Origin of the sequence: Streptomyces turgidiscabies Car8 (assembly GCF_000331005.1) — a bacterium.
GTDB classification, from domain to species: Bacteria; Actinomycetota; Actinomycetes; order Streptomycetales; family Streptomycetaceae; genus Streptomyces; species Streptomyces turgidiscabies.
Map to the genome: position 1 here is coordinate 32,809 of NZ_AEJB01000465.1, position 19,411 is coordinate 52,219.

General features: G+C 66.4%; 22 protein-coding genes. 7 read left to right on the forward strand and 15 right to left on the reverse strand.

Annotation, left to right across the window (positions count from 1 at the left end):
* Positions 1-35 precede the first annotated feature (35 nt).
* From STRTUCAR8_RS33835 to STRTUCAR8_RS33860, 6 genes are all read right to left on the reverse strand, one after another.
* Entirely contained in the window at positions 36-959 is a 924-nt protein-coding gene (locus tag STRTUCAR8_RS33835) for a type II secretion system F family protein (RefSeq protein ID WP_006380704.1), read from the reverse strand.
* Positions 956-1,927: a type II secretion system F family protein gene (locus STRTUCAR8_RS33840; protein ID WP_078507405.1), complete on the reverse strand. Its 972-nt coding sequence runs from the start codon at positions 1,925-1,927 to the stop codon at positions 956-958. Before STRTUCAR8_RS33840 ends, STRTUCAR8_RS33835 begins: the two co-directional genes overlap by 4 nt.
* A gap of 71 nt (positions 1,928-1,998) precedes the next feature.
* The gene (locus STRTUCAR8_RS33845; protein ID WP_044473360.1) at positions 1,999-3,309 is read right to left on the reverse strand and encodes a TadA family conjugal transfer-associated ATPase; all 1,311 of its coding nucleotides are present in this window, start codon (positions 3,307-3,309) and stop codon (positions 1,999-2,001) included.
* Positions 3,306-4,259 (reverse strand): hypothetical protein, encoded by a 954-nt coding sequence (locus STRTUCAR8_RS33850; protein WP_006380755.1) that lies wholly within the window; start codon positions 4,257-4,259, stop codon positions 3,306-3,308. Before STRTUCAR8_RS33850 ends, STRTUCAR8_RS33845 begins: the two co-directional genes overlap by 4 nt.
* A gap of 16 nt (positions 4,260-4,275) precedes the next feature.
* Positions 4,276-5,007: a hypothetical protein gene (locus tag STRTUCAR8_RS33855; protein WP_006380750.1), complete on the reverse strand. Its 732-nt coding sequence runs from the start codon at positions 5,005-5,007 to the stop codon at positions 4,276-4,278.
* 432 nt (positions 5,008-5,439) lie between these two features.
* Complete coding sequence (locus STRTUCAR8_RS33860; protein WP_006380710.1) at positions 5,440-6,219, reverse strand: hypothetical protein; 780 nt, start codon at positions 6,217-6,219, stop codon at positions 5,440-5,442.
* A 433-nt stretch (positions 6,220-6,652) separates the two neighbouring features.
* On the opposite strand from STRTUCAR8_RS33860, the gene STRTUCAR8_RS33865 reads away from it, so the two are divergent.
* The 7 genes from STRTUCAR8_RS33865 (at position 6,653) to STRTUCAR8_RS33895 (ending at position 11,850) form a co-directional block, all read left to right on the forward strand.
* Positions 6,653-7,324 carry a hypothetical protein gene (locus STRTUCAR8_RS33865; RefSeq protein WP_044473361.1) on the forward strand — a complete coding sequence of 224 codons (672 nt, stop codon included), beginning with the start codon at positions 6,653-6,655 and terminating at the stop codon, positions 7,322-7,324.
* Positions 7,315-8,406, forward strand: coding sequence for a hypothetical protein (locus tag STRTUCAR8_RS33870; RefSeq protein WP_006380706.1), 1,092 nt, complete (start codon positions 7,315-7,317; stop codon positions 8,404-8,406). The genes STRTUCAR8_RS33865 and STRTUCAR8_RS33870 overlap by 10 nt, the downstream gene beginning before the upstream one ends.
* Positions 8,407-8,452: 46 nt before the next feature.
* Positions 8,453-8,740, forward strand: coding sequence for a hypothetical protein (locus tag STRTUCAR8_RS33875; RefSeq protein WP_006380713.1), 288 nt, complete (start codon positions 8,453-8,455; stop codon positions 8,738-8,740).
* Between the two features lie 136 nt (positions 8,741-8,876).
* Positions 8,877-10,139, forward strand: coding sequence for a DUF308 domain-containing protein (locus STRTUCAR8_RS33880; protein ID WP_179200626.1), 1,263 nt, complete (start codon positions 8,877-8,879; stop codon positions 10,137-10,139).
* A gap of 13 nt (positions 10,140-10,152) precedes the next feature.
* Positions 10,153-10,572: a hypothetical protein gene (locus STRTUCAR8_RS33885; RefSeq protein WP_006380743.1), complete on the forward strand. Its 420-nt coding sequence runs from the start codon at positions 10,153-10,155 to the stop codon at positions 10,570-10,572.
* Positions 10,562-11,236, forward strand: coding sequence for a hypothetical protein (locus tag STRTUCAR8_RS33890; protein ID WP_006380701.1), 675 nt, complete (start codon positions 10,562-10,564; stop codon positions 11,234-11,236). The genes STRTUCAR8_RS33885 and STRTUCAR8_RS33890 overlap by 11 nt, the downstream gene beginning before the upstream one ends.
* Entirely contained in the window at positions 11,236-11,850 is a 615-nt protein-coding gene (locus tag STRTUCAR8_RS33895) for a hypothetical protein (protein WP_044473364.1), read from the forward strand. Before STRTUCAR8_RS33890 ends, STRTUCAR8_RS33895 begins: the two co-directional genes overlap by 1 nt.
* Before the next feature lie 214 nt (positions 11,851-12,064).
* On the opposite strand, the gene STRTUCAR8_RS33900 is transcribed toward STRTUCAR8_RS33895, so the two are convergent.
* From STRTUCAR8_RS33900 to STRTUCAR8_RS33945, 9 genes are all read right to left on the reverse strand, one after another.
* Positions 12,065-12,742: a hypothetical protein gene (locus STRTUCAR8_RS33900; RefSeq protein WP_234372704.1), complete on the reverse strand. Its 678-nt coding sequence runs from the start codon at positions 12,740-12,742 to the stop codon at positions 12,065-12,067.
* Positions 12,743-12,883: 141 nt separating this feature from the next.
* Positions 12,884-13,477: a hypothetical protein gene (locus STRTUCAR8_RS33905; protein ID WP_006380720.1), complete on the reverse strand. Its 594-nt coding sequence runs from the start codon at positions 13,475-13,477 to the stop codon at positions 12,884-12,886.
* Entirely contained in the window at positions 13,474-14,004 is a 531-nt protein-coding gene (locus tag STRTUCAR8_RS33910) for a hypothetical protein (protein ID WP_234372705.1), read from the reverse strand. Before STRTUCAR8_RS33910 ends, STRTUCAR8_RS33905 begins: the two co-directional genes overlap by 4 nt.
* A gap of 104 nt (positions 14,005-14,108) precedes the next feature.
* Positions 14,109-15,473 (reverse strand): hypothetical protein, encoded by a 1,365-nt coding sequence (locus STRTUCAR8_RS52940; protein ID WP_006380708.1) that lies wholly within the window; start codon positions 15,471-15,473, stop codon positions 14,109-14,111.
* Entirely contained in the window at positions 15,466-16,995 is a 1,530-nt protein-coding gene (locus STRTUCAR8_RS33925; protein ID WP_006380703.1) for a putative T7SS-secreted protein, read from the reverse strand. Before STRTUCAR8_RS33925 ends, STRTUCAR8_RS52940 begins: the two co-directional genes overlap by 8 nt.
* The gene (locus tag STRTUCAR8_RS33930; RefSeq protein ID WP_006380747.1) at positions 16,992-17,315 is read right to left on the reverse strand and encodes a hypothetical protein; all 324 of its coding nucleotides are present in this window, start codon (positions 17,313-17,315) and stop codon (positions 16,992-16,994) included. Before STRTUCAR8_RS33930 ends, STRTUCAR8_RS33925 begins: the two co-directional genes overlap by 4 nt.
* Positions 17,316-17,421: 106 nt before the next feature.
* Positions 17,422-17,940: a hypothetical protein gene (locus tag STRTUCAR8_RS33935; protein ID WP_006380728.1), complete on the reverse strand. Its 519-nt coding sequence runs from the start codon at positions 17,938-17,940 to the stop codon at positions 17,422-17,424.
* 167 nt (positions 17,941-18,107) lie between these two features.
* Complete coding sequence (locus STRTUCAR8_RS33940; RefSeq protein ID WP_006380719.1) at positions 18,108-18,779, reverse strand: hypothetical protein; 672 nt, start codon at positions 18,777-18,779, stop codon at positions 18,108-18,110.
* Entirely contained in the window at positions 18,769-19,410 is a 642-nt protein-coding gene (locus tag STRTUCAR8_RS33945) for a hypothetical protein (protein WP_234372706.1), read from the reverse strand. The genes STRTUCAR8_RS33940 and STRTUCAR8_RS33945 overlap by 11 nt, the downstream gene beginning before the upstream one ends.
* Position 19,411: the final 1 nt, after the last annotated feature.

Here is a 19,411-nt window from a genome sequence, read left to right on the forward strand (position 1 = left end):
ACGAATCTTGGAGCATTGGCAGTACTGGTGACGGCTCAGACCTGGAACACGCGCATCGCCGCCGGATAGATCAGGAACACCAGGAACCCTGCGCACAGCAGCAGTTGGGCCACGAGCATCGACTGCGACTTCTCGCCCGCGCTGCCCTCGATCTCGGCGAGCTCGCGGTGCCGCATGGTCTCCGCGCGGGAGGCGAGCGACTCGCGCACCTTCGCGCCGTCGTCCGCGACCAGGGCGAGGGAGGCGGAGAGGTCCTTGAGTTCCTCGATGCCGAGTTCCTCACCCAGTGCCCCGAGCGCCTGCCACTGGCTGGTGCCGGTGATACGGGCGTCCGCGAGAGCGTTGCGGATGCGCTGGGTCGCCCAGCCGTCCGACACCTCCGCCGCCGCCATCAGCGCCTCGGGCAGACCCCGGCCGCCGGCCAGGCTCATCGACACCAGGTCGAGATACGCCCCGATCACGCGCCGCAGGTCACGCCGTTTGTCGGCCGCGTCCCGCCGGACCTCGAGGTCGGGGAGGAAGAAGAAGACCGCCGCGAAGAGCAGCGCCATCCAGACCGGGATGGCCGGGCTCCTGCCGAGGCCGAGCGTCAGCACGATGACGAAGAGGAACGGGCCGAAGATCAGACCGGCCGCCCCCAGCAGCACCTTCGTCGCGAGGAAGTTCTCCCAACTCCGGTCCAGGACAGCGAGGTCGGACCGCAACGAGCGCTGCTCCCAGCCCTGCTGGAAGTAGAAGTCGGAGACCCGGACGCCCACTTGGGCACGGAACGAGCCGATCCGGCCGGCGTCCTGCGTGCGATGGGCCGACTCGTACGCCGCTCCCCTCGCCCGCATCGCGTCGATGCGGGCGACCTGCGAGACCGCACTCCGCTTCGACGGCATCAACGCCCGTACGAGCACGTAGATTCCGAGGCCCAGAGTGGCGCCGACCAGCACGGGCATGGTCAGGTCGTTCATCGACGTACCCCCTCTTCGGTGCCGGGAGCAGCCCCGTACGGCGCCGGTCCCTGCACCCCCTGTGCGGTTGCCCGGGGCGGCCGTACGAACTGCACGGACGACTGGTCCCGTACCAGGAAGCGTTCGGGTGTCTCGATGGACGACAGCTTGCGCAGCCACCAGAAGCCGAGCGCGAACAGACCGCAGACTCCGGCGAGTACGACCTGTCCGATCGGCGTGCCGTACGGCTCGACGAAGTCACGGTTGAAGACGGCGAGTCCGAGGACGAAGCCGACCGACACCACGACAACGATCTGTACGGACCGCCGAGTTGACGACCGCTGTGCCATGACCCGGTGCCGCATGTCGACCTCCTCGCGCGCCGACTTCGCGAGCGCGCCCAGGACTTGACGCAGACCCGGGCCGCGAAGCCGAGCGTTGAGGATGAGCGCCGCGACGATGATGTCGGCGGACGCGTCGTCGATCTCGTCCGCGAGCTGCTGGAGCGCCTCGGGGAGAGGAGTACGGGAGCGGAGCCGGTCGACCATCGCGTCCAGATGCGGACGCAGTACCGGGGCTGCCGCGCGCGCCGACGCCGGGATCGCCTGCTCCAGGCCGACAGCGCCGGCGATCGTGTCGCGCAGCGACTCCGTCCAGGAGGCGAGGGCCTCGACGCGCCGCATACCGGCCCGTTCCTCCGCCGCGCCGCCGAAGAGACGGTCCCAGAAGAAGACGAGGACACCGGCCGCGATACCGGCCACCGCCCACCGGGTGAGCACCAGCACGGCGAGTCCGACGAGGGCGGCGAGCGAACCGCGCTGCCCCGCGAACCGGATGAGTTCGTTCGCCCGCTCGCTGGCCTTCTGCTTCTCGTGCTCCGGCTTGACCGGCAGCCCGCGGATCGCGATCAGGAGCAGCGCGAGCCCGCCGCCGACGGTGACGCCGGCCACGAGCGAGTAGAGGACCTCGGTGGAGAACAGTCCGCCCATGGAGCCGAGCGGGCCGGCCGCCACCGAGTACACGTCCCCGTACGCATGCGTATTGCTGTACGTCGTCATGGTCACCCCCAGTTCCCGCCGGGCAACCGGTACCCGTGCGCGACCAGATCGTCGAGGCAGGAAATGGGCGCGTGCGGCACGATGCGGCCGTCCGGGGTCTCGGCGAAGATCTCGCTGGACAGCACGCGGCCGTCCACGCCGTTGACCTCACGGACCGAGGTCACCATGCGCTGGAGCCGCCCGCCCGTCTGGTAGTTGTTGCGCCGCTGGATGAAGACGACGAAGTTCACGGCGCCTGCGACGAGCATCTGGCTGGCCTCGATGGGCAGCCGCTCCGCCGCCTGGAGCGCGTACGTGGAAATACGGTTGAAGACCTCGTGCGAGCTGTTGGCGTGGATCGTGGAGAGCGAGCCGTCGTTGCCCTGTGACATCGCGTTGAGCATCGTCACGATCTCGTCGCCGAGCACCTCACCGACGATGACGCGGGAGGGGTTCATACGCAGTGACCGCCGCACCAGCTCGGCCATCGAAATCATGCCCAGGCCCTCGGAGTTGGGCAGCCGCTCCTCGAACGCCACGACGTTGGGGTGGAGTTCGGGAAACTGGTCGAGACCCAGCTCCATAGCGCGCTCGACGGTGATGAGTCGTTCGTGCGGCGGGATCTCGTTGGCGAGGGCGCGCAACAGCGTGGTCTTACCCGCGTTCGTAGCGCCCGCGATCATGATGTTCTTCCGGGCGCGCACGGCACAGGCCATGAAGTGCGCGACTTCCGGGGTCACGGTCCCGTTCCCGACGAGGTCGGAGATGAAGACTTTTCCCATACGCGCACGACGGATGGAGAGCGCGGGGCGACGCGTCACGTCCATCACGGCAGACAGTCGCGACCCGTCCGGCAGCCGCAGGTCGAGCTGCGGATTGGCGGAGTCGAAGGGCCGGGAGGAGAGCCCGGAGTAGGCGCCGAGCACCTGGATCAGCTCGATGAGCTCCTCGTCGGACTCGGCGACGGGATCCCCCGCGACCTCACGCCCGTCGGAATACCCGACGAAGACCTGGTCGTACCCGTTGATGTCGATGTTCTCGACGTCGACGTTGTCGAGCAGCGGCTGCAGCCTGCCGACCCCGAAGAGCGCGGCGTGCACGGCAGCCGCGTACTGCTCCTCGGTCTCGGCATCCAGCGGCGTACGCCCGGCGTTGATCTCGGTCCGGGCGTAGTCCTCGAGGATCTGGGCTATGACGGCCCGCGCGTACTGCCGCTCGTCCTCGCCGGACATCGGCGTGACGTTGGAGGCCTGGTCGAGCCGACGCTGCTCGGCGATCCGGTCACCGGCGTCCTGCCGGAACCGCTTGACCAACGAGTGGTCGACAGCGGTCATCGCCCGGCTCCGGCATGGCCGGGCTGGCCTCCGGCGTAGCCGGACTGACCACCGGGCTGGCCGGACTGCTGACCGGCCTGGCCGGGCATCGGAACTTGGTGCCCCGGGCCCGCATGGCTCTGCCCCTGACCCTGGACCTGGCTGGGTACGGACCATGCGGCGCCGTACTGCTGGTACAGGTCCGAAGTCACCTTGCGGGCCGACCGGATGAGCATCGACTTGTCGAGCCGCCCGCGCTTACGCCCGGCCAACTGCTCGGCCCCGGCCGGGTCTTCGGCGAGCGTGCCGACAACCCGGGCACCCGTCTGCGCGTGTACGAGCATGTCGTTGACCTGGTTGACCAACTTGCCCGAGTTGTTCGGGTCGGCGATGAGGATGACCCCGATGAGCGGGTTCGCGAGACTGGCGGCACCGCGCGGACCGCCGTGCAGCTTGGTGGAGAGGGCCGCGGCCCGATCCCGTACCCGGGCGATGGCCTCCGGCTCGGTACGCGAGATGAGCAGCACGAGCGCGGCATGCGGGAACAGCTCGACGACAGAGGTGTCCCCGCTGATGCGTCCGCAGTCGGCGATGACGTCGGCGGGCGCGTTCGGGGAGTCGGCGAGCTGCGCGAAGGCGCTGCCGAGGGTGGGCCAGAGCCCGGCGAGCGCGGCGGCCTGCTCGGCGATACCGAGCCCGACGAGCACTTCGAGCCCGCCGCTCAACGGCTGTACGTGGTCCCAGAGTTGATCGGGAACGAGCCCGCGCCGGGCGGTCGCGGCGATGGACAGCATGCCGGTGTTGGGGTTGAGCATCCCGCCGTGCGCGGCGGCACTCCGGTAGACGAGGTCACCGCCGGCCGGGTCGGTCTCGGCGAGCAGAGCCCGCCGAGGCCAGACCGCCGCGAGCGCGACGGCCGCGGTGGTCACGCCGGGTGAACCCTTGTCGGCGGCAAGAACGATGAGCGCCATGGTTCTGGGGCCGCCTTCAGCTGCTGGGGATGAGCACGAGAGCCACTTGGCCGGCTGCAGCGGCCTGAGCCAGTTCGGCGGCCTTGGTGCTGTCGACCGTGAGGGTGACGGGCAGGTTGGTGCTGCTTATCACGTCGCTGTCCGTGGCCTGCTGAATGTCGTTGCTGACCTTCGCCTTGTCCACGATCAGAGTCGTGCCGGCATCGGACGAGGAGGAACTGCTGGACCCCGTACTGGAGCCGGTACCGGTGCCGGTGGAGCTGACGCGGTAGGCGGCGACGAGGTCTCCCTGCTTGAGGCCGCTCGGGTACTGGCCCTCCTTGAGGGAGAGCCCGACGATGGCCTGTCCGGCGCCGAGGCCGGTCTCGCCGGTGAACATCTGGCCGACCGGGACGACTCCCTTAGGGATGGCGCTGACGGCCTTCAGCTTCATCAGGCCGGACAACTGCTCCCACGGGATGTAGTCGATGGTGTCGTCGGCCGCGACAAGGACGGAAGTCGTGTTGGCCTTGCTGACGTGTCCCCCAGCCGGGATGGGGGCGGTCACCTTGACGACCTCGATCCGGTCACCCGCCCGCAGCACCAGCATCGTCGCGCCCAGCGCCCCGACGAGAATCAGAAGCACCGCGAGAGCGGCAAGAGCCGGTTTGCGTTCGCGAGGCGGCGCCGGGAGCCGCTCGCCGGACATCGGCGGAGCGGGCACCGAGGAACGGCCGCCGCCCGCACCCGTACGCTCTTGGATCTTCACGCAACAGCTCCCCGTACACCCAAGAAAAATTCTGCCAATTTAAGTGCTAAATAGGACACTTCACTCGCGAAGTGCGCGATACACCCTTGCCGGACGTACCGCCCGACCTGGCCAACTAGCCAGCGCTGGAGTGAGTGTCAAGCCATGGCACCGTATCAGCCGCACATAAGCCCCTCAAGGCGCGTTCTGAATCGTGAACAGCGAGCGGCACAACGTTATTCACGCGCAACCATGGCCGTACGGTTGCCGGTTGGAGACAGGGATCCGGATACGACACCTGCTGTGCACGCGCGAATCCGTTGCCCACCCGACATCCGCAGGTCAGACAACCCGGGCCACCGCCCCCACGTGTCCCCACGGGTCACCCATGAGGCCTGCACGATTCGCTCACGCGATGGGGACGGACCGGTTCCGTCGTACGAGGGACATGCCTTACCGACGCGTGCCTTCTCGCAGCGCCCCCTCGAAGAGTTCCAGGACCTCGTCCAGGCCCATCTCACGCCGCCCCCGCCTCCCTGACGAGCTTCCCGACCGCTCTCCCGGCTGCTCTCCCGACACGATCCAGCCGCCGTCCCACTCCACACGCCAGACCTTGCCCAAGCGGTTTTCGAACTCCACGAATCCGCCGGAGGAATCCGCCAGTTCGGGAATCTCCTGTCGGACGATCCGGGGGTACGTCAACGCGCGCCCGACATTGGTACTTCCGCCACCGGTACGGGGATTGTCGAAGCTCATCTTCACGAACGGCACCGGCTCTCGCCCGATTTCGGCGGGATGGAGCATCTTCGTGTACCTGGCCTCCGCTTCGGCGAGGCTCTCGCCCCCGGAGAACTCGCAGGCGTACGCCGGAAAGACGATGTACGTCACCGCTGTGAGGTCGGGATTCTGCGCCTTGTGATGACCGTGAACCTCGGGGACGGCTGCCGCGACGGCGTCGAACTCGTAGCCGGGTACGCGCAGGTCCTCCACGAAGCCGAGGAAACGCCCCGCGTCCATCAGCTCCTGCTCGTGAGCGCGGGCGAAGGACAGCACTTCAAGGGCGAGGCTCTCATCGTGCTTCCCGCGCTGGTTGGTCTGAAGGAGCCGATTTCCGTCGCCGTTCAGAACGCCCGCGAAATGCAGTACCGGGTTGAGACTCCACCGCCAGGCCCCGTCCAGGCCATCGAGGGGTGCGGCATTGCGGAAACCGGCGATGGTGGCCTGTAGATCCATGATTCCTTCCAGCAGCGCAGACGCACGCGGCAGATGAACGAGAAAAACAGGAGAATCGGGAGGTACCAGGTCAGGAGCACGAGTACGGCCGGGCCTGCGTCCTGACCTTCAGCCTTCACCCGTTCGTGAACCCGGCGACGCACCCGGAGTTGTACGGACGGGTGATCTCGGGGCTGGACACGCGGACGCCGTTCCTCTAGTCCGATAGCTGCCGCGAAGGCGGCCCGAAACAGCTCGGCTCCGGACGCTGCCTCAGTGTCCAGGGCTGCGTGCATCTCCGGGTGGACACGATCAGGACACAGGACGTATCGAATTTGTGCCCATAGATTCACAAACACCCCCGCCGCGATAGCAGTCCAGCCTGGCAGCACCACAAGCCCCCCAGATACCGTCAGGGCTCTCAGCTGTATCTACACCTCACGGGGAGCCCACCTTGAAGCGCCGCTCTTTGCCCGTTGCTGCCGCGCTCACCGCAACCGCAGCCCTGCTGCTGACGGCCTGCGGCAGCGGAGACGACAGCTCCAGCGACAAGAACAAGATCGCCGGCGCCGAACAGACCACGTCAACACCGTCGAAGTCGGCGGAGCCGTCGGCGGCAGCGACGGCGGGCGGATCGGACGGCGTGGACGTGTCGCTGCCCAAGGACGTCAACCTGGTCTTCGACTGGACCAAGCCTACGAAGAAGAACGAGGCGGCGGCGATGGACGACGCGGCCAACTTCCTCCGCGCCATCTACCGGGGCGTCGACAAGCGCAGCACAAAAGACGCGGCCTTGACCGCCTACGCCACCGGCGACGGGCTGCACTACGCGCAGGTGCAGATCAACGAATGGATCAAGGGCGGCTGGACTGCCGCGGGCACCCAGCGCCAATACGACGCCACCACCCGGTCCGCCGCGAACGGCAACTCCGTTGAGGTCGCGTTCTGCACGGACTCGAGCAAGTTCCCCGGCAAAGAGGTCAAGACCGGGAAGGTCCTGGAGAGCACACCCAGCCTCGCGGACTTCGACTACTTCAAGATCATCATGGTCAAGTACCCCACGGATGAAGGCCTGTGGCAGGCGTCCAAGGTCTTCGTCGAGACAAGGGCGGCGAAGTGCCAGTGACCACATCACGGCACACGACCCTCGGCGCCGGTACCGCTTCCCTGGCCCTCGCGCTCGGCATTCTCGTCCTCACGGCGTCCAGCTCCGCAGCGAAACCCGTGGACTACGGTAAAGGCGGCGCCACCGAAGAGCAGGGCGGCACCGACAGCACCGGCATCTACGCCGCCGCCCAGATCCAGTACTCCGGCTCTGTCGCCAAGGGCGGCAGCACCGGCAACGTAACGTCGGCCGACGTCAACTGGACGCCCCCAGCCTGCTGGTACGCCCCCTACCTCGGCGCCAAGGACTTCAAGGCGAAGATGTCCAAGAGCATCGAGGACCAGCTGAACACCCCCGGCATGGGCGGTACCGCCAGCTCGGCGCTCGGCCAGACGCAGAGCCACTACGAGGACGGGTTCGGCTGGACCGACACCCCCGGCTACAAGGACTACAACGTCGACAAGGACGGCGAAGGGATGTTCTGGGCCGGCGTCGAAAACCCAAACGAGCCGGATGCACTCAAGCGGACCGCGTGCTCGGACCTCCCCTTCTGGGTCGACAACGGCGAGGCTCCGCCACCCCGGTACGAACAGGCCATCAGCCCGGAGATTCTCGCCGGCCTCGCCTACCAGCACATGCAGCTTCCGGACACCAAGGTCACCCTCGCGCCCGCAGCCAACACCAAGGTGAACCTGCCGACCTGGGCGTGGCTGAACAAGGCCGTCTTCGACGAGGTCCGGGCAACGGCGGCCGTCAACGCCCCGGGCTTGAACATCCAGGCCACGACCACCGCCAAGCCCGTGTCCCTCAAGCTGGAGCCGGGCACCGCGGACGCCGAGACCTATCCGGCCTCCGGCGAGTGCGTCATCAACGCCGACGGCTCCATCGGCGAGCCCTACGCCCAGGGCAAGGCCGGCCAGACACCGCCGTGCGGGCTCAAGTACCTCCGCTCCTCGGGCACCGGGATGTACAACCTGCGGGCGACCATCACCTGGGACATCGCATGGACCGGCACCGGAGGCGCGGGCGGGGACCTGCCCGACGGCACGTTCGGCAGCGAACAGGCGATCACCGTTCAGGAGATCCAGGCCGTCAACCGGTAAGCAGAGAACTGTCTCAGTCATGGTCCAGCACTAGGGAGATATGCCAATGTCGGACCTGATCGTCGATTTCGACCTGCTCAGCACCTCGGCAAAGCAACTCAACGCCATTCAGCGCGAGTTCAAGAACCTCGACGACTGGAAAGATGAAATCAAGTCGGTTGTCGGAGCCTCTGAACTCAAGGAGGCCATGACCGACTTCATCGACAACTGGGACGACAACCGCAAGCGGCTGCTGGAGTCGCTGGATTCCGTCGGAAAAATGGTCGAGGGGACACGGGACACGTTCAAGAATCTCGACGACGAGCTGGCCAAGGCCGGAAAGCAGAAGAAGTAGGACCGTACGTCCTGTAAAAGCCGACTGAGCACTGTCTTCCGGGGGAGATATGGCAAGGCCCAAGGACTGGCATCCACTGCGCGAGAGCGATCCCGTACCAGGTGATCCCGAGGGCGTCCGTAGCCAGGTCACGCACATGAAGAAGATCGCCGAGTTCCTGCGTACGCAGGCCGCAGCGCTCACGGCGATGGCCGACGCCGACAACCTCAAGGGCCAGTACGCCGAGAAACTGGGCGAAGACGCCCGTGGCCTCGGCCGCAAGCTCGACGAGGCGGAGGACCGCTATCGCGAGGTGAAGGGGCACCTTTCCAACTGGGCGGACGAACTGCAGGAGTTCCAGCGGAAGGCCGACCAGGCACTCGGTGACGCCCAGGACGCCCAGCGCATCATCGACCGTCACACAGCCAAGGCGCACGACAAGACAGCCTCGGAGGAAAAGAAGGACGGGGAGAGCGGGAAAGACGGCGGCGCTCCCACTGAGGATCCCGAACTCATGCGTGCCAAGGAGGACTTAGAGGACGCGCGCAAGCGGGTGAACACGGCGGCCGGTGACTACGAGGAGCGAGCCGGCCACTTCGCGGGAAAGATCCGGTCGTCCATCGACGACGACATGAAGGACAGCTGGTGGAACGACGTCAAGGCGTGGGTGGCTGACGCCGAGTGGCTCGGCGATTGGGCCGAATATCTGAGCTGGGCAGCGACCATCGTGGGTATCGCCGCCATGTTCTTCCCTTTCCTCGGCCCTCTTGCGCTGGCACTCACCATCGCCGTAGCTCTGATTCACCTCGTACAAGCGCTGACAGGAAATGGCTCATGGTTCGACGTCGTCATGGACATCGGTGCGCTCAAGATGGCGCGGAACGGAATCAGGGCGGCCAAAGCCGTCAAAGCCCTCCAGGCGACTTCCCGCAAGACCGCGGCCGGGCTGGCCAAGGACAGGGCGGCATCACAAGCCGCACGGGGCAATGCGGGGGCGCGGAACACAGCGGCACGCGCCGGCCGGAAGCGTGGCGGCACATCGGGCAAGAACCGTGAAGCTGCCCGTGCCCGCCGCCTGCGTATGGAAGGCGAGAACCGCGCGGTCGGCAAGCGGGCTTCCGATGAAGTGCGCGACGCAGACATGCCTCAGGTCAGCGCGCAGGAAACGGCCGGTGCACTGGGCGACAAGGCACTCGGCCGCCAGATGAAGGACATCAACAAGCTGCGTGACGAGTATCCGGACAGCAGCATCCTCGCCAACAACGCTCGGCAAGCCGCGCGCCACACGGATGTCATTCGGGGCTCGTGGGGCGTTTCCACCGTGCTGGATGCGGCGGACAAGAGCGGGGACGCCATCAGCGGTGGCGAGTACGGCAGGATGAAGGGCGGAATGACCGCGCCCGTAGGATCGCAATGGTGAAGGAAGTCCGCTGATGACTGACGTCCCCGGCACTGGGGAAGCCGACCAGAGCAACGCGCGAGCGTCGAGATTTCTCTACGGCATGGCGGCCGTCAAAGTAGTCTTTATCCTGGCATTGCTGCGCATGTTCGCCGGACCCATGACCAAGGACTTCTTCGACGAGGAACTGATTTCGATGCCGACCTGGGAGTGGGCTCTGTGCTCGCTCACGCCGGGAATCATGGTCTTTCTGGCCCGGCGCCCACAGAACTGGGCCCGGCTCGCGGATGAGCGCAATTTTCTCAGAATTCCGCTGAGTTTCTACCTTCTCTACGGGCTGGCCTTCGCAGTCTTCCAGGGCATGTGGATCCTCTGGATCGCGGTCGCCGCGAGCCTCGGAGCCTTCGTGGGCATCCGGTACCTCAACGGCAAGGAGGCGGCCCATGCCCACTAACCATGCCACCCCACGTGCGGAATTCACCGCGCCGGTCAACGGCTACCGCCTCCTCCTCCCCGACCAGTGGGCTCAGGTCCCTCTGCGTCGCGGCACTGAGGAGGCCGTACACCGCATTCTGGAAGACGCCTACACCCAGATTCCCCAGGACGCGCCACCCGACAAGGTGGGCCCGTACAGGCGGGAGCTGGCTCGAAGGTTCCGGCGGGCCGTCGCGCAGGCCCAGCAGACCACGGGTCTAGATCTCTATCTGCCGGTGAAGCCCGTGGGCGGCAGCGAGTTCAACTTCAGCCTGGGCGCCTCAATCCTCGTCTCGGAAAGCTTGGTCCCACGACGCTCCAATGCGAACGGCACGGGTGATCCGACCGACGTAGCCGTGCAGTTGCTGTCACGTGACGGGGTTGAAGGAGCCGATCTCAGCTCGGGAGAGATCGACGGTGCCCTCGCAGTGCGCCGCGAGCACGTTGCCTCGGCCAACCCAGACCGGGGCGTGGAACTACCCTCCCGGCGAGTGGAATACATCGTGTCTGTACCAGGCGACCCCGACCGCTGGTTCGTGGCAGCCTTCTCCACCATCGGAGGCGGGGACCCACGGGATGATCTGTCTGAGGCTCTCGTCGAATGGTTCGACGCCGTGATGGCGAACTTCCGCTGGAGGCAGTGATGAGCGAGTTCTGGCCGATCATCGACATCGAGTACGTCGATGAATACAACTGGGTCGTCGTTCCACCCCGCGCGGGCCCCTCAGCCCCGTTCGAGGAGTGGGACGACATGAAAGCATGGGGTCGTGACTACGCGAAGGACCTTTGGGAGGATCGCGGATTCGACCCAGGTCCGAACGGCGTGGACTTCGTCGCCACCACCCTCACGCGCTGTGCCGAGTCATTCTGCCCACCGGACTCGCAGCACTGGCTCTTCCTGCACCTCGACCACCCCACCGACCTACCGATCCCCGTATGCGTGGCCATCGGGCCGGCACAGCGCCCTCGCGAAGAAACCCTTCGGGCTCTGACCCTGGCGGACGACCCGGAGGCTGTCGAGCCGCCGGTCGTCAAGACCTTCAAGGCCGAGCGACTGGGGGAAGGCCTGACAACCTTCCGGTACGTCCCCCAGGACGACTCACCGCACCTGCTCGCCTGCGTGCGTTACGCGTGGCAGGTCGAGGAACACGGGGCTGACGTCGTGATGTGGACAGCGATCGATGACATCCCGCGTCTCATCGGCGCCTCGGAGGATCTGGAGAACCTCGCGCACTCCTTGGCGATCTGGATTCCCTGAGGGGGTACGGCTCGCGCAAAGGACAAACAACGTGGGGTCAACCGACCGTTCTTGAAGTGGAAGAGGCCGGGCACGTGGATGACCGGCGCATCGTGGCGGAACGTCGCGTGGCGGTCCGATTCGGAAAGGTTCAGGCAGGCGGCCGGGAGAACTTCCCCGAACTCCTCCCACCTGCCTCGGGCGTGCGTGCCGCCGTCCCCCACCCGTGACCGCGTCAGCCCCGCTCGCCCGTGACCTCGTACTCCCGGTCCCACCGGCCCTGCCGTACGCCACCCCACGTGCCCATCGTCACGGCCGCCACCAGGAGATACGCGAGCAGTTCCGCGTACGAGGCAGTGTCCACGGCGTCGACCGGGCGGGCGACGCCTTCGGGGTCGTACCTGACCCGGAGGGTGTCCCCCTCCGACACCGACTTCCTGCAGCCGTCCTCCTCCGAGAGTGAAGGCCAGATCGCCCGCCCGTCCGACGCCCGTATCAGGCACTTGTCGGTCTTGCCCTCCTCCTTGTACACCACCACGGCCTCGGTCCACCGGCCGCGATCCGCCAGACCGGCCTGATCGCCCGCCTGTTTGCCGAGTACGCCCAGTGCCACGCCCGCGACAACGGGCACGATGAACTGCCACGCGACCTTTCGCTGCCTGAGCGGAACTCTGCGCAGCCACAGCGCAGGCACCAGTACCGTCGCCAACGGCAGGACGATCCAGGCAAGCAGCAGAGCCGCGCCACCGTAGGGGTTCGGGAGTGGTACCACGGGGACGAGCCAGGCCAGTCCTACGGAGCCGCCGGCGCATGCGAGGGCACAGAGTGACCAGCGGATCATCGCTGTCCGGCGCCAAGGAACGTCGTTCGCGGGCCCTGGCTGTACGTCGGCCCGGGACACGTTCGCTGCCATGTTCTCCCCTCCCCACGCGGACCGCACTCGTCGACGGTCACGTCATGCCCGGTCATCGCGTCCGCGTCCGCTTCAGCCCGTCGCGCCGTCCAGCCCCCACCCCACCAGCAGCTACCCAGCCGTGCGGCGACAGGCTGTGACTCAGAACGCCACGGACAGCGTCTTCACGATGCCCGCCGCGACCTCCTCCATCTCCTCGGCGATTCCCGGCACCGTCCAGGACATCAGGAAGACCAGCGCGCTCTCGGCACCGGTCGGCAGTACCCCGTACATGAGCGTCTCCAGCAGGACCCCCGGGCCGCCGGACGAGGCGGCGGCCGTAGCGAAGTTCTGGCGGATGCGTACGGCCGGCCCGATGGGGACTTCGGTACGTGTGATCAGTGGCGGGCCGAAGTCGTGGGCGCTGAAGGTCTCGGCGAGCCAGTCCAGAGTGATCCGGGGTACGGAAGCGTCGGGATGGATGAGGTCGATCTCCAGGGTGGCCAACGCGCTGTCGAAGCCGTCCGGGTAGAGGGCGAAGGCGTAGAAGGGGTCGCGTCGTCGGCTGTCCTCGGCCTGCGCGCGGAGATCCTTCTCCAGCACCTTCGCCTCGATGTCGTAGCCTGCGGCCCGGCTCCGCTCCCGAAGGTCGGCAGCCGTGCTCCTGGCCCAGCGCTTGACGTTGTCGGTCGGCTCGATCGCGAGCGGCACCCAGTCCGTCGGGCAGACGATTCCGCACTCTCGAAGCTCACTCATGCCGCCTCCGTCCAACTCAGGGATCCGGCGACCGCGTCGAAGAGGTCGACCATGGCATCGGCGATCTGGACGAGTGGAGTGGAGAAGGTCAGGAGCAGGATCGCTTCGGCCCTCGGTACCTGCACCTGGTAGTCCAGGGTTACGGACGGCAGCGCGTACTCCGCTTCCTTTTCCGCCCCTACCGGCGGGCGGTCGCGAGCCGGGTTGAATTCCTCGCGGACCCGAAGCGCCGGCCCTGCGGGGAGCTCGACGACCGACACCTCCCGGCTGTCATTTCCTTCGGCAGCCAGTCCACCGGCGATCTCGTCGAGGGCCGGAAGGCGCCTTCCCTGGGGAGGCAGGCCCAAGGCGATCAGCAGCGAAGCCGGAACCGTGAACGGGCCTGCCTGCTGAAGGCTGAGGTAGAGCTCGATGCCGCCTTCGTCGAAGGCTTTGGTCGCCTGGCCGATCAGTTCCTGTCTGAGCTGCGCCTTGATCTGGGGCGCGTTGTCGATCCCCTTGAACTGCCTCTCCACGAGGGCGTCCACGGACTGCTCGCGTCTCTCCGGTTCGATGTGAACCCGGAACCAGCCTTCCGGTAGGAGCAGTTGATAGTCCGCGGGCGGCGTTGCGTCCCACTGAGCTGTCGGAGTCACGACGGCTCCCCGGCGTCGGGGCGGTCGTAGGAGAAACGACTGGTGACCTGATCCAGAAGAACCGGACCCAGCACCGCAGCGATGGTCAGAGCAGAGAAAATCCCCACAACTCGCGCCAAGCCATCCTCCGAGAAGAGTCCGGCCAGGAGAAGCGCGCCGAAGATCGGAATGACGATTTTCTCGTTCGCACCCTTCACGGCGTTCCAGCTCGTCGCCCTGCGCACGACCTTGCCGTACATCGGCGCCATCCTTTCGGCGTCGCGTCCGAGTTCATGTTTCTCCCACCAAGAATCCGGGTTCTCCGCATGGCGAGTGTTATTTGCGTGTCGGAAAATCTCTTCGGAGACGGGAAGCGGCAACGCCTCCACGAACTCCGCCCAGCGTTGTTCACCGGCCGAGCCCGCGAACCACCATCGCCAGGGCAGTAGCCCGCGCACCTTACCGTCGCCGTCGCGCAATTCGACACCCAGATAGGCGCGTGTCTTCGGATGCGTCAACCGCACCAATCGCGCGATCCCGTGAGTCCCTCCACGCGCGTACCAACGCTCGTCCCCAACAGTGTTGGTCAGCACCACATCGCTGTGCAGGATCCGTACGGTCGCTGTTTCCCGGAACCGGCGCGTAGCCCCAGCACCCGGTTCAGGAGACGGTGTGATCACACTGGCATGGGCGAGCCGTCCATCCCCCCGGGTACGCCACCAGGCCAGCACACACACGAAGACATCACTGCCAGGCACCAGGAACAGCGCAATCGCCGCGACGAGAAATCCCCAACCGTGTTTTCCTCCCGTCGAAAAGGAGAAAACAAGTGCGATGAACCAGCCGAAGATCCCGATGCCTCTGACCCAGTTGTGCCAGAGGAGCTGGCCCGTGCTGCCGGCCCAGTCATAGCGGCCGCCACCTGGGCTCGCGAAAACCTCACGCCCCCAGGGCGTCTCACTCTCCGTCATAGGAACGCGCAGCTCATCGATCAGTTGTTTAAGCCCTGTCCGACTGAGGCATTCCATGGGCCTCAACTGTGCCGTCCCGACGACGCCTGCCTCGGGAAGCCAATGAGCAAGCGGGATCTGGAGTACGTAGCGCCCATCCGCATCCACGAAGACCAGAACTCCCCAACGCGCCGCAGGATGCTTCATGGTCGTCTCCCAGATGTCAGCGGGTGGGAAGAAGACGGCTCCTCGGATCCCCTCGCCTCCGACCGGGTATCGCTTCTCACCCCCCCGTCGATCCCGTACGACCAGTGTTTTTCCGTCGGCGAAGACGCGTGCACTGCGTACGACATCGAGAGCGGGGAAGCGCATGCCCGCAGGGCGCAGCATCGGCTCCTGAAGCATCTTTTCGCCCTTCGACTGCTCAGCCATCACTAGTCGTCCACGCATCCTTCATCCCAGTTGCCGACCAGAGCCCGTCATCGAGACCATCGACACCAGCCAAATCCCCGACAAATCCTGTAATCAACCCCTTGTCCGCAGCATCTGTGAATGAGGCTATCCCGGTCGCACCCGCCCAAATTCGCGTCTGTGTCTGAAAGGTATCGGACAGTGCAGAAACCGCACTACTGGAACGAACGGTTTCGGCGATTTCATCGAACCCTCCACTCACCGAGTCGAGAGTTGCATCCCCTACTCCAGGCCGGACGCCACTCCTCCACGCCTGAGTCCAGGTGTCAGCCTTGAACAGATCTCCCGAATCCTTGAATGCCCGGAGATCCTTTACACTGTCGACCATCTCCTTTCCAATAACTTTAGGGTTGAATGCTTCGGCGATTCGACTCGCCCCGGGAAACCACCCCTTGGGGGCACCGGCCAGAGCCTCCGCACCCGCCTTGCCGCGCAGAGCGCCGCCGCTCAGCCGATCCGCCTCTTTCCATGCCTTCTGCACCGCCTTGTTGTACGCGGCAGTGCCCCGTTTTGCCGTGACTCCAGCCATGGCGTTCCGGAAAGCAGCGGAACGGGAAGCAGTTTTCGCGGCGGTCACGGCACCCCGGCCACCGGCAATGGCGCTCCGACCAATTCCAAATGTGGCCAACCCCACCACATCCAGTGCAACATCGAACCAGCTGCCCTCTCCCGCGAGAGCAAGCACAATATGACCGACGAGGGAAATCAGCGTAGCGACAAGCGCGATTGTGCCAAGAATTGCCGCAAGCGCCTGCCCCACGATGGGAATCCATCCGACCAACAGCGACAGCGTTCCGCAGATAGTCGCAACCCAGCCCAGGACATCGACCAATTGCTTGATCCAGCCGGCATTGTCGTGGACCCAGTCCTTGAACTTGTCCCACCTGCCGTCCTTCAGGCCGTCGTTGTCGATCGCGGTCCGAATGGCTTCACGCGCGCGCTTGACGGCCGCATCGCGGACGTCCTTGGCCGCTTCGAGGTCCCTCTTCGCCCGCTCCATCGCCGAAGTCGCCGCCTCCTGGCGCTTCTCCAGCTTCTTGCGGTCGGGATCGTCGTCCGCCGTGTCCTTGGGCAGCCCGTCGATCGCGCCGGTGCTCGTCTTCTGATCCGCGTCCGCGTCCTGGGCGTCACGGAGCGCCTTGTCGGCCAGGGTCTGGGCGCGGTGCAGCTCCGAGGCGTACTCCTTCGAGGAGCCGCCGTCGAGCACCTTTTCGCCGAGGGCGTCCGCTGCCGCGTCGTAGCGCTTGAAAGCCTTCCGCAGCTTCCCCTCGGCTCCTTCAGCCTGCGTGCGGAACTCGTCGGCCGTCTTGCTCTTCCATGCCGCGACGGACGAGAGAGCCTTGATCTCGTCCGCCTGCTTCTTGATGGATTCCGCCGTCTTGCGGAAATCCCGGCCGAGCCGGGCGACTTCCTCCGGATCTCCGGGGATCGGGTCGGAGGATTCTCCGATCACCACCCACTCGTCAGCCCGAGGACGCGTCACTTCGCACCCCCTTTGCCGCCGTCGCCCTGGTTGTCCGTGCCCCGGAGTGCCTCGGCGAGCTGGTGATCGATGTCCTCATAGGCCTGGGCCGCCGTAGAAAGGATCTTCGAGAGCTTCTCGATCTCGTCGGTGAGCCGTTCTCGATGGATCTTCCAGTTGTCGCCGAAGTCATCGAAGGTGTCGACCAGACTCCGGTCGCCGAGCACGTCGACACCGAGCCCGTCGGCCGGGTTCGCGTTCTCGGAGAACTCCCGGTGGATCCTGGAGAGCGAGCGGGCGCTCTCCTTGATACGCGCGACATCGGCAGTCTGGTCCGACATGTTCCCCCCTATAAACCGGCTGCACGAGCACCGATCCTACGGATGGGGCCGCTCGTTTCCAGACCTGGCCGGCAACTCCCTCAGGGGGCTTCCGCAGAAAGCCCCCTCACCTAACCCACCCCAAAGACCCCGCGATCGCATCGCACAGCCTCTCCATCGGACCGGCCATCCCAGTCACCGGCGCCGAGAAGGACAGCGTCAGGTAGCCCGCGCCTCCCGGCATGCAGACATGGACGTTCAGCGTCGTGGCGTCGAGGACCCGTACCGCGGGGCCCGCCGGGAGGTCGACCAGCGACACCTGGTTCCGGGCGCTGTCCTCGGGGTGGCGCGTTTCGAGCCAGGCCGCGTACTTCCGCGGGTCGGCCGGCGTCTCGCCCAGCGGCATCGAGGACACCAGGAGTGACACGGGCAGGCTGCCGTCCTGGAAGGTCGCCAGGAGGAAGAACTCCAGGGCGCCGCGTGCCCGGCCCGCTTCGGCGGTGTTGCGCAGGGTGGTCCATACGTTCCGCGTGAGTTCGGCGGAGACGTGCCGGCCCTCCGCCTGGTGGTCCACGAACGTCTTGAGCTGGGCCCGCCAGCGGTCCTGCGTGAGGTCGATGCGGAACCACTCCCGCGGAACCAGCAACCGGTAATCCCGAGGGGCGCCTGCCGGTGAGTCACTGGCCGGAGTATCCCCCGATGAGTCACCGGAGCAGTTGCCCACCGGCGAGTCACCGGACCGGCTGTCCACCGGCGAGACCCCCGAGGGACTACTCACTGCCGGCTCGGCATCGCCCCCCTGCCTCCTCTCCTTCACCCCGGCATCACCAGCGGCGCTCCCGCCTCGTCGAAGAAGCGCACGCTCTTCGCGACCCCGGCGAACATGGCGGAGAAGACGTCCCAGCCTTCGATCGTCGGCGTTCCCATCTCCAGCACCAGCACTGTCCCGTTGTTCAGGGGAACCTGGACCTGTATGAAAGAGGTCCATATCGGCTCTTCCTGGCCCGACTCCGTCAAGCTGCCGTCGACGGCGGCCGACCGGTTGCCGACGCATGTCACCGCCGGGCCGCAGGGCAGTTTCACTTCGCCGATCTGGCCGAGGTTCAAGTGCCGCATCGTGGACGCTATGAAGCCTGCCGGACTGGTGCCGGCCCGCTCGTCCAGGTCCATGAGGCTGACGTTCACCGTGGCAGTGCAGCGGACGCCGTCGACCTCCGTCGTGACGAAACCGGCGTACTGAACACCCGCCTCGATGAAGTCGTCGTAGTTCGCGGCGCACATCGCGGCCCACTGCAGCTGCACTTCCTCGTCGGCGCCTGGGAGTGTCCGTCTGGCCAAGTCGACCAGTTGGTCAGCGAGTTCATCCAGGTCGTCCGCCTCGAAGGGCAGCTCGAAGAAGCCCTCGGGCATGATCCACCGAACCTCCACACCGCCACTTCCCACGAGGCTGCGCCGGGCTTCGTCGACGGCGATGTCAGTGGTCATCCGAACCTTCACTCCCAGATCTTTGAGGGTTGTCCGAGCCGCCCTCGGAATCCTCGCGGTCAGCCACCTCCGGTCGGAAGTTCGCCGCGAAGGGATACGGGCCGTAGTGCGGGTAGTGAGCCGGTACGTCGGCTCCTCCCCGGCGGGCGATGTGCGCGATCTCCCGGTAACCGCGCGCGCGGGCTCGCAGGTTCTGCCGGACGGGATCGCCCCAGACCGACAGCGCGCTGCGTACGAAGAGGAGGAGCTGGGTTCCTACGACGGCTGCCGCGAGCGCCAGATAGACCGTGCGGGCGGTACCGGTCTCCCAGTACTGCGCCACTCCGCCCCAGTAGACCGTGGCCCCGAAGCCGACAAGCGCCAGGGGCACTCCGTGGACGAGGCCCGCCCTGAACATGTCCTCTTCGTCGTCGTGCCGTCGGTGCAGCAGGTCGAGCACCGCCCGGTCGTCCAGGAAGTCGAACCGGAGCTCCCGGCGGGCTTTCTCCGCCGCCTGCTTCGCCTCGGGGACCGAGGAGAGCACCGAGCCTCCGACCAGGGTGACGACGTCACCGCCCCGGCGTCCGATGAACTCCCGTTCCCCGAAAGCCCTGTTGCCGCTCACTTCACCCGCGCCGTTCATGTCGCTCATG

Bases quoted from the DNA above. Each gene is read 5' to 3' on its own strand.
- STRTUCAR8_RS33860 (WP_006380710.1), bottom strand. From the start codon at position 6,219: ATGGATCTACAGGCCACCATCGCCGGTTTCCGCAATGCCGCACCCCTC.
- STRTUCAR8_RS33945 (WP_234372706.1), bottom strand. From the start codon at position 19,410: ATGAGCGACATGAACGGCGCGGGTGAAGTGAGCGGCAACAGGGCTTTC.
- STRTUCAR8_RS33835 (WP_006380704.1), bottom strand. From the start codon at position 959: ATGAACGACCTGACCATGCCCGTGCTGGTCGGCGCCACTCTGGGCCTC.
- STRTUCAR8_RS33885 (WP_006380743.1), top strand. From the start codon at position 10,153: ATGACTGACGTCCCCGGCACTGGGGAAGCCGACCAGAGCAACGCGCGA.
- STRTUCAR8_RS33890 (WP_006380701.1), top strand. From the start codon at position 10,562: ATGCCCACTAACCATGCCACCCCACGTGCGGAATTCACCGCGCCGGTC.
- STRTUCAR8_RS33895 (WP_044473364.1), top strand. From the start codon at position 11,236: ATGAGCGAGTTCTGGCCGATCATCGACATCGAGTACGTCGATGAATAC.
- STRTUCAR8_RS33850 (WP_006380755.1), bottom strand. From the start codon at position 4,259: ATGGCGCTCATCGTTCTTGCCGCCGACAAGGGTTCACCCGGCGTGACC.
- STRTUCAR8_RS33900 (WP_234372704.1), bottom strand. From the start codon at position 12,742: ATGGCAGCGAACGTGTCCCGGGCCGACGTACAGCCAGGGCCCGCGAAC.
- STRTUCAR8_RS33880 (WP_179200626.1), top strand. From the start codon at position 8,877: ATGAAGAAGATCGCCGAGTTCCTGCGTACGCAGGCCGCAGCGCTCACG.
- STRTUCAR8_RS33930 (WP_006380747.1), bottom strand. From the start codon at position 17,315: ATGTCGGACCAGACTGCCGATGTCGCGCGTATCAAGGAGAGCGCCCGC.
- STRTUCAR8_RS33845 (WP_044473360.1), bottom strand. From the start codon at position 3,309: ATGACCGCTGTCGACCACTCGTTGGTCAAGCGGTTCCGGCAGGACGCC.
- STRTUCAR8_RS33875 (WP_006380713.1), top strand. From the start codon at position 8,453: ATGTCGGACCTGATCGTCGATTTCGACCTGCTCAGCACCTCGGCAAAG.
- STRTUCAR8_RS33905 (WP_006380720.1), bottom strand. From the start codon at position 13,477: ATGAGTGAGCTTCGAGAGTGCGGAATCGTCTGCCCGACGGACTGGGTG.
- STRTUCAR8_RS52940 (WP_006380708.1), bottom strand. From the start codon at position 15,473: ATGGCTGAGCAGTCGAAGGGCGAAAAGATGCTTCAGGAGCCGATGCTG.
- STRTUCAR8_RS33940 (WP_006380719.1), bottom strand. From the start codon at position 18,779: ATGACCACTGACATCGCCGTCGACGAAGCCCGGCGCAGCCTCGTGGGA.
- STRTUCAR8_RS33840 (WP_078507405.1), bottom strand. From the start codon at position 1,927: ATGGGCGGACTGTTCTCCACCGAGGTCCTCTACTCGCTCGTGGCCGGC.